This window comes from Paenarthrobacter sp. PPS72 (genome assembly GCF_048537125.1).
Classification (GTDB): domain Bacteria; phylum Actinomycetota; class Actinomycetes; order Actinomycetales; family Micrococcaceae; genus Arthrobacter; species Arthrobacter nitroguajacolicus_E.
The window spans coordinates 353-865 of record NZ_JBLYIE010000032.1 but is presented as its reverse complement, the minus strand read 5'-3'; the positions used below and the strand labels follow the sequence as shown (position 1 = coordinate 865).

The following is a 513-nucleotide window of genomic DNA, read 5'->3' as shown; positions in this document are numbered from 1 at the left end:
CGATGCTCGCCAGGACCAGCCAGGCCGCGTTGGCGGTGAACTTTCCCGAGGGCAGGTGCGCCAGGGCACTGTCTTTGAGGTCCGCGTTGACCTGCTCAATGATGGCGTGTTGGCGGTGGGTTTTGTCTGCGGTGACGGTGTCCAGGTCGCTGGTGGTGAAGAAGGCGTGGAAGCGGTGGGTGTCGAACAGTGTCTGTTGCCCTTGGCCTGCTTTGGCGTTCAGTTCCGGGATCCTGCGCACGACCAGGCGTCCGTGGACGCGGTCGGCTTTCTTTCGGCCCACGAAGGCGGTGAAGGCGGTTTCGGCGACTTCCGCCGAGGAAATCCAGGCTCCGGTGGTTTCATCGCGGACCGCGTCGGTGTATTGGATTGTGGTCCAGTCCTTCTCGTTGATGGTGGCGATGGCGCGTTTGACGGCCGGGTCCATCCGGACGGTAATGGACACTTTCGCCCCGGCCCGCTGGGCAGCGGCGACGACCGAGTGGCCGTAGAACGCACTGTCGGCACGCAGCA

General features: G+C 64.3%; 1 protein-coding gene. It reads right to left on the bottom strand.

Features of this window, described 5'->3' with window-relative positions; genetic code table 11:
- A partial coding sequence (locus ACLRGI_RS14430; protein ID WP_503827040.1) for a transposase family protein occupies positions 1–513 on the bottom strand: 513 nt, incomplete at both ends.